Here is a 5,951-nt window from a genome sequence, read left to right as displayed (position 1 = left end):
GTCCTCACGAAATCCTTCACGAGCGCCGACACCTCGATCACACAGAACAGCTCGCCGACCTTCGCGCATGGCTTCAGCGTCTTGCCGAAGCTGGTTCAGTTCTATCTGGTCTGCCAGTCGGCGGACGGGAACTACGCCAGCGGCGATGTCATCCAGGTGACGCCGCACACGATCCAAGACACCGGGTCGGGAAGCGGCGCCGCACAGTTCGGCGCCTATGTCGACACCACCAACATCACCGTGATCGCGCCCAACACGACGGCGGTGTTCAAGGCACTCGACAAGACGACGCGCGGGCAATTCTTCCCCGATCTGACCAAATGGAAACTGCGCGTCGTCGCTTTCGCTTAAGGAGCCATCATGACCGAGCCGAAGGAAAGCTGGCACCTCGACAAGAAAGTCCCGATCGCGCTGATCGGCGCCCTCATGATTCAGACCGCCGCTTTCGGCGTCTGGATGGGCTCCATCCAAGAGCGGGTGAACATGGTCGAGGCCTGGCAAGGCAAGAACGACCGGCTCGATACGCGTCTCTCGGTCGTGGAAAGCCAGCTCGGCAACGTCCAGGCCATCCTGCTGCGGATCGAGAACAAGATCGATCGGAGCCAGCCATGAGCCGGATCGTACTTCCCTGCAGCTTCGACGACCTCGATGTCATGGCGCGCACCGTCTATGGCGAGGCGCGCGGCGAGATTCCGGTGGGGCAGGTGGCCGTCGCCTGGTGCATCCGGACCCGGGCGGAGATCGACCTCGGTCATGACGGCAAGCCGGACTGGTGGGGCGAGGGAATCGGCGGCGTCTGCCTGAAGCCCTTTCAGTTCTCCTGCTGGCTGCCGAACGATCCGATGTTTCCGAAGATCAAGGCTGCGAAGACCTCGCAGCTCGCCGACTGCCTGAAGGCTTGTTACGCGGTGCTCGTCGGCGAGGCACCCGATCCCACCGGCGGCGCCACCCATTATTACGCATCCTCGATCGCCGTTCCCCCTTGGGCCGCCGGCAAGACGCCGGTCGCGGTCATCGGCGCGCATCGTTTCTTCCGCCTGATCTAAACCCGATCCCACCGATTGCAACGCATCACCGGCACCTGCATCCCGCGGGCGCCGCAACCCCGGAGCTTGCCCCTATGTTCACCACTCTCGACAAGGCCCTGGTCGCCCTGGTGATGGCCCTTCTCGCCATCCTCAACCAGGCTTTCGGCATCGTCACCCCGTCCTTCCTGACCGAAGGTAATGTGACGGCGATCATCGCCGCGATCACGCCGCTGCTGGTTTATGTCGTGCCCAACAAGCCGAAGGCCTGAGGCAGACGATGGAGACCTATGTTGCCCTCGGGGGGCTGATGCTCCTGCTGGGCGTCCTGTTCTATCTGGTCTGGCGCTTCGGCAAGTCCGCCGGCGCGTCAGCCCAGGAGGCCACCAGCTCGGGCGCGGGCTTGAAGGTCGAACAGAAGATGGCGCAGGCCGGCGCCGATGCTCCTTCCGACCTCAGAGCCGTCGAGGATCGGGCGAGACGGGGAGAGTTCTGATGCGCGTCCTTGCTCTCGCCGCGGTCCTCCTGCTGGCGGCCTGTCGGACGCCGGTCGTGACGGCTTGTCCGCCGGTGCCGATCTACGACCCGGAATTCCAAGGGCGCCTGGCCGACGAGATCCATGCGCTGCCGCCCGACAGCGCGTTGGGCCAGGCAATCATCGATTACAAACGGCTGCGCGATCAATTGCGGGCCTGTCGCGCAACCTGATGCCGGCGCGGCCTTGCGATAATCGCGATGAGAGCGGGAAGAAATGGTGCCGCCGAGAAGAATCGAACTTCCGACCCCGTCCTTACCAAGGACGTGCTCTACCTCTGAGCTACGGCGGCACGAGCATTGACCATCGAGGAGGGATCCTTGCGGGTTCGTCCGCAGGCCCCTCGAAGGCGGCGAAACTTGCCATAAGCCGACTGGCCAGAGCAAGGCCGAAGGCCAGCCGGTCGTTTCCAGTCTAAGGCCTTCCAGGTTAAGAAGATTACCTTCCTCCCGCCCGACGGCTCCGGGCGCGACATCCTGCCCCTCCTCAGCCCTCGAGACCGGCCGGGCCCTTCCGGACCGCACCGGTCGCTGGCGCGTCCTTCCGGGATTGGCATCCCAATCCCGCCATCTTCCCCCTCCATCCTTCGCTCCCCTGCCGCTGGCGGTCTCTGCCGGTCGCTCCAGCCTTGACCCCGGGCGGCGGGCGGCCTATTTCCGCAGCGCCCCCGATGCCGGAGCCTCGCCGATGCCCGATCAGAGTCCCAAATCCCCTCGCGCGCCACAGTCCCGCGCTGGCCATGACGGCGTCATTCGCGGTGCCGACCAGGATGCCCGGCTCGCCGCCGAGTTGCGCCGAAACCTGCTGCGCCGCAAGCAACAGCAGCGGGCCCGCGCCGACAATGCGTCCGCCGGCGAGACCGGTGAGGTTGCGGAGAATGGCGAGGAAAGCGGCGGCGTTCACGAACGATGAAAGGCCGGCGGCGCGTGGGCCGCGGGTCGGGAGGACGGCATGCCCGAGGGCCGGGTTTTGCATGCTCCCATTGACAGTCTGTTCGACTAATATCTCTCCGAGGCTTGGCTGCCTTGAGCCGGCGCCGGGTCCTTCTCCTGACGCCGAACTTCAACGGTTCGACCGGCCCCCGAAGCCCGATGGGAATAGGGGGCGGGGCGGCCGGTTCTTTAGGGTTCCGAGGGCATTCGATGGACAAGATTCGCGTCCGCGGCGGCAAGCCGCTCAAGGGCGAAATTCCGATCAGCGGCGCCAAGAACGCCGCCCTGCCGCTGATGGCGGTGAGCCTGCTGAGCGATGAAACGCTCACGCTGGGAAACGTGCCTCATCTGGCGGACATCAGCACGATGGCCGGGCTGCTGGCGCAAATCGGGACCGAGCTGGGCTTGAACGGCCAGTCGCATCCGGGCGGACATACCGGCCAGGTCATGGAGCTGACCACCCGCGATATCCGCCACACCCGCGCCGATTACGACCTGGTGCGCAAGATGCGCGCGTCGGTGCTGGTGCTGGGCCCGCTCCTGGCGCGCGCCGGGCACGCGGAGGTCTCGCTGCCGGGCGGCTGCGCGATCGGAACGCGACCGATCGACCTGCATCTGATGGCGATGCAGAAGCTGGGCGCCGTGATCGAGCTCAAGGAAGGCTATGTGCTGGCGACGGCGCCCAAAGGCCTGACCGGCGGGTCGGTTGCCTTCCCGATCGTCTCGGTGGGGGCCACGGAAAATCTCATGATGGCGGCGAGCCTCGCCAAGGGGACGACCGAAATCACCAATGCGGCGCGCGAGCCCGAGATCATTGATCTGGCGAAATGCCTGACGGCGATGGGCGCCCGGATCGAGGGCGCCGGCACCGACAAGATCTTCGTGCATGGCGTGGACCGGCTTCATGCCGCCCGCCATGACGTGGTGGTCGATCGGATCGAGACCGGCACCTACGCCATGGCCGCTGCCATCACCGGCGGGTCGGTCGAACTGCTGGGTGCCGACCGGGAGCTGATCGGGACGGTCTGCACCGTGCTCGAGAAGGCCGGCGTCGCGATCGAGCGGACCAACCGGGGCCTGCATGTCAGCCGCGCGAACGGCCCGCTGCAGGGAACCGATGCGATCACCGAGCCGTTCCCCGGCTTTCCGACCGATCTCCAGGCGCAGTTCATGGCGATGATGACCGTATCCCAGGGGGCGGCCATGATCACCGAGACGATCTTCGAGAACCGCTTCATGCATGTGCCCGAGCTGGCGCGCATGGGCGCGAACATCACGGTGCATGGCGCCTCGGCCATGGTGCGGGGCGTGTCGAAGCTGACGGGCGCGCCGGTGATGGCGACCGATCTGCGGGCGTCGGTCTCGCTGGTCATGGCGGGTCTGGTCGCCGAGGGCGATACGATCCTCAATCGCGTCTATCACCTCGACCGCGGCTATGAGCGGTTGACCGAGAAGCTCCAGGCCTGCGGCGCCGATATCGAACGGGTCCACGGATGAGCGAGGGCGCCGGGCTGAAGCTTCGCGCGCGCGACGCCGCCGATCTGGCGATCATCGCCGCCTGCCTGCAGGACGCGCTGATCCGGCCGAGGGACATGACCTATCTCGCCGAGGAGAGGCGCTTTGCGTTCGTGGCCAATCGCTTCCGCTGGGAGGCGGCAGCGCGGGGCTCGGAGGCCACGGCAACGGCACCTGCGAGCGCGGCCCGCCTCGGCGATGAGGACGGCGACGTGGAGTTCGCGGATGGCGAAACGCTGGGCCCGGTCTATCAGCGGGTTCATTGCGGCGTCTGCTTCGATCGCGTTCGCGGGGTGAAGCTGCGGGGATTCACCCTGGCGAAAGGTCCCGAGTTTCTCGAGCTTTTAACGGTCCAGGCCCAGGGCGATGCGATCCTGATCATGTTCGCGGGCAACGCCACCGTCCGGCTCGAGGTCGAGGCGGTGCGGTGCCATTTCGAAGACCTGGGCGAGGCCTGGCCGACGGCCTGGCGCCCCGAGCATGTCGATGCCGACGAGGCAGAATCCCGTCGGAAAGGCCCGGCATGACGGCGCAGATGCGGCGCAAGGCGGGGGACAAGACCGATTCGATCATCCTGGCGCTGCCCAAGGGTCGGATTTTGCCGGAGGTCATGCCGCTGCTGACGCGCGCCGGCATCCGAGTCGAGCCGGATTTCGACAATGACCGTTCACGCAAACTTCGTTTCCAGACCAACATCGCCGACCTGACGGTGGTGCGGGTCCGCAGTTTCGATGTCGCCACCTTCGTCGCCTTCGGTGCCGCGCATCTGGGCGTGGCCGGCAGCGACGTGCTGATGGAGTTCGACTATCCCGAACTCTATGCCCCCATCGACCTCGGCGTCGGGCGCTGCCGCATCGCGGTCGCCGAGCCCAGGGAGCTGGTGGCGAGCGACGATCCCAGCCGCTGGAGCCATGTCCGGGTCGCGACCAAATATCCGGAGACGGCGCGCCGTTATTTCGCCGCCCGCGGCGTGCAGGCCGAGTGCATCGCGCTCAGCGGCGCCATGGAACTCGCGCCGCAGCTCGGACTTTGCACGCGGATCGTCGATCTGGTTCAGACCGGCGCAACGCTCAAGGCCAATGGGCTGGCCGAGATCGAGACCATTGCCGAGGTCAGCGCAAGGTTGGTGGTGAATCGCACGGCGCTGAAGCTGCATCCCGAGGCCATCGGCGAGCTGGTGACCCGGATCCAGGAGGCGGTCGATGCCGCATAGGCTCGATGCACGCCAGGTCGGATTCGAAGCGCAGTTTGCCGAATTCCTCACCGGAAAGCGCGAAGCGCAGCAGGACGTCAACGATGCGGTCGTCGCCATCATCGCCGAGGTGCGGCGGCGCGGCGATGCGGCCCTCCTCGATTATACGCGCCGGTTCGACCGGATGGAGCTTGGAGCGGACCAGATCCGGTTGACGGCCGCGGCGATCGATGAGGCCGCCCGACAATGCGCGACCGAGGTTCGCGATGCGTTGCATTTCGCGGCGGAGCGCATCGAGAGCTATCACCGCAGGCTGATGCCGTCGGATCTCGATTATCGCGACGCCAGCGGCGCGCAGTTGGGTGCGCGCTGGCGGCCGGTCGCGTCGGTCGGTCTCTATGTTCCCGGCGGTGCCGCGGCCTATCCGAGCTCCGTGCTGATGAATGCGGTGCCGGCGCGGGTCGCCGGCGTGAAGCGGCTGGCGATGGTGGTGCCGACGCCGGGCGGCAGCCTCAACCCGGCGGTCATGGCGGCGGCACAGATTGCCGGGGTCACCGAGATCTATCGCGTGGGCGGTGCCCAGGCGGTGGCGGCGCTGGCCTATGGCACGCAGACCATCGTCGCGGTCGACAAGATCGTCGGGCCCGGCAATGCCTATGTCGCTGCCGCCAAGCGTCTGGTTTTCGGCCAGGTCGGGATCGACATGATCGCCGGACCTTCGGAGATCCTGGTGGTGGCCGACGGCGCCAACG

The 5,951-nt window shown here is 66.6% G+C and carries 11 protein-coding genes and 1 tRNA gene; 11 read left to right on the top strand and 1 reads right to left on the bottom strand.

The annotated features are described in order from the left end of the window. The 6 genes from ACREE8_RS17135 to ACREE8_RS17110 all read left to right on the top strand — a co-directional run. Positions 1 to 351, top strand: a 351-nt coding sequence (locus tag ACREE8_RS17135) for a hypothetical protein (protein ID WP_431574220.1), incomplete at its 5' end; no start/stop codon positions are given. Positions 352 to 360: 9 nt separating this feature from the next. Then, a complete protein-coding gene (locus ACREE8_RS17130) occupies positions 361 to 612 on the top strand; it encodes a hypothetical protein (RefSeq protein ID WP_431574219.1) in 252 nt (83 codons plus the stop codon). Next, positions 609 to 1,046, top strand: coding sequence for a cell wall hydrolase (locus ACREE8_RS17125; protein WP_431574218.1), 438 nt, complete (start codon positions 609 to 611; stop codon positions 1,044 to 1,046). Before ACREE8_RS17130 ends, ACREE8_RS17125 begins: the two co-directional genes overlap by 4 nt. A gap of 74 nt (positions 1,047 to 1,120) precedes the next feature. Beyond that, complete coding sequence (locus ACREE8_RS17120; protein ID WP_431574217.1) at positions 1,121 to 1,297, top strand: hypothetical protein; 177 nt, start codon at positions 1,121 to 1,123, stop codon at positions 1,295 to 1,297. Positions 1,298 to 1,305: 8 nt separating this feature from the next. Then, positions 1,306 to 1,521, top strand: coding sequence for a hypothetical protein (locus ACREE8_RS17115; RefSeq protein WP_431574216.1), 216 nt, complete (start codon positions 1,306 to 1,308; stop codon positions 1,519 to 1,521). Then, positions 1,521 to 1,733: a hypothetical protein gene (locus ACREE8_RS17110; protein WP_431574215.1), complete on the top strand. Its 213-nt coding sequence runs from the start codon at positions 1,521 to 1,523 to the stop codon at positions 1,731 to 1,733. The genes ACREE8_RS17115 and ACREE8_RS17110 overlap by 1 nt, the downstream gene beginning before the upstream one ends. A gap of 44 nt (positions 1,734 to 1,777) precedes the next feature. Here ACREE8_RS17110 and ACREE8_RS17105 read toward each other — a convergent pair. After that, positions 1,778 to 1,852: transfer RNA gene (locus tag ACREE8_RS17105), tRNA-Thr, on the bottom strand. Positions 1,853 to 2,247: 395 nt separating this feature from the next. On the opposite strand from ACREE8_RS17105, the gene ACREE8_RS17100 reads away from it, so the two are divergent. The 5 genes from ACREE8_RS17100 to hisD all read left to right on the top strand — a co-directional run. Further along, positions 2,248 to 2,472, top strand: a complete 225-nt coding sequence (locus ACREE8_RS17100) for a hypothetical protein (RefSeq protein ID WP_431574214.1) — start codon at positions 2,248 to 2,250, stop codon at positions 2,470 to 2,472. 230 nt (positions 2,473 to 2,702) lie between these two features. Next, the gene (gene murA / locus ACREE8_RS17095; protein WP_431574213.1) at positions 2,703 to 3,989 is read left to right on the top strand and encodes a UDP-N-acetylglucosamine 1-carboxyvinyltransferase; all 1,287 of its coding nucleotides are present in this window, start codon (positions 2,703 to 2,705) and stop codon (positions 3,987 to 3,989) included. Beyond that, positions 3,986 to 4,534 carry a DUF2948 family protein gene (locus ACREE8_RS17090; protein ID WP_431574212.1) on the top strand — a complete coding sequence of 183 codons (549 nt, stop codon included), beginning with the start codon at positions 3,986 to 3,988 and terminating at the stop codon, positions 4,532 to 4,534. Before murA ends, ACREE8_RS17090 begins: the two co-directional genes overlap by 4 nt. After that, positions 4,531 to 5,220 (top strand): ATP phosphoribosyltransferase, encoded by a 690-nt coding sequence (gene hisG, locus ACREE8_RS17085; protein ID WP_431574211.1) that lies wholly within the window; start codon positions 4,531 to 4,533, stop codon positions 5,218 to 5,220. Before ACREE8_RS17090 ends, hisG begins: the two co-directional genes overlap by 4 nt. Beyond that, the coding region (gene hisD, locus ACREE8_RS17080) for a histidinol dehydrogenase (RefSeq protein ID WP_431574210.1) at positions 5,210 to 5,951 on the top strand (742 nt) is incomplete at its 3' end. The genes hisG and hisD, both read left to right, overlap by 11 nt.

The organism is Hypericibacter sp. (assembly GCF_050729195.1).
In the GTDB taxonomy this organism is placed as follows: Bacteria; Pseudomonadota; Alphaproteobacteria; order Dongiales; family Dongiaceae; genus Hypericibacter.
Note: the sequence above shows the minus strand (reverse complement) of the source record. Positions and strands in the feature narration are given on the sequence as shown.

Coding starts and splice junctions, on each gene's coding strand:
- ACREE8_RS17130 (WP_431574219.1), top strand. CDS start 361: ATGACCGAGCCGAAGGAAAGCTGGCACCTCGACAAGAAAGTCCCGATC.
- ACREE8_RS17125 (WP_431574218.1), top strand. CDS start 609: ATGAGCCGGATCGTACTTCCCTGCAGCTTCGACGACCTCGATGTCATG.
- ACREE8_RS17120 (WP_431574217.1), top strand. CDS start 1,121: ATGTTCACCACTCTCGACAAGGCCCTGGTCGCCCTGGTGATGGCCCTT.
- ACREE8_RS17115 (WP_431574216.1), top strand. CDS start 1,306: ATGGAGACCTATGTTGCCCTCGGGGGGCTGATGCTCCTGCTGGGCGTC.
- ACREE8_RS17110 (WP_431574215.1), top strand. CDS start 1,521: ATGCGCGTCCTTGCTCTCGCCGCGGTCCTCCTGCTGGCGGCCTGTCGG.
- ACREE8_RS17100 (WP_431574214.1), top strand. CDS start 2,248: ATGCCCGATCAGAGTCCCAAATCCCCTCGCGCGCCACAGTCCCGCGCT.
- murA (WP_431574213.1), top strand. CDS start 2,703: ATGGACAAGATTCGCGTCCGCGGCGGCAAGCCGCTCAAGGGCGAAATT.
- ACREE8_RS17090 (WP_431574212.1), top strand. CDS start 3,986: ATGAGCGAGGGCGCCGGGCTGAAGCTTCGCGCGCGCGACGCCGCCGAT.
- hisG (WP_431574211.1), top strand. CDS start 4,531: ATGACGGCGCAGATGCGGCGCAAGGCGGGGGACAAGACCGATTCGATC.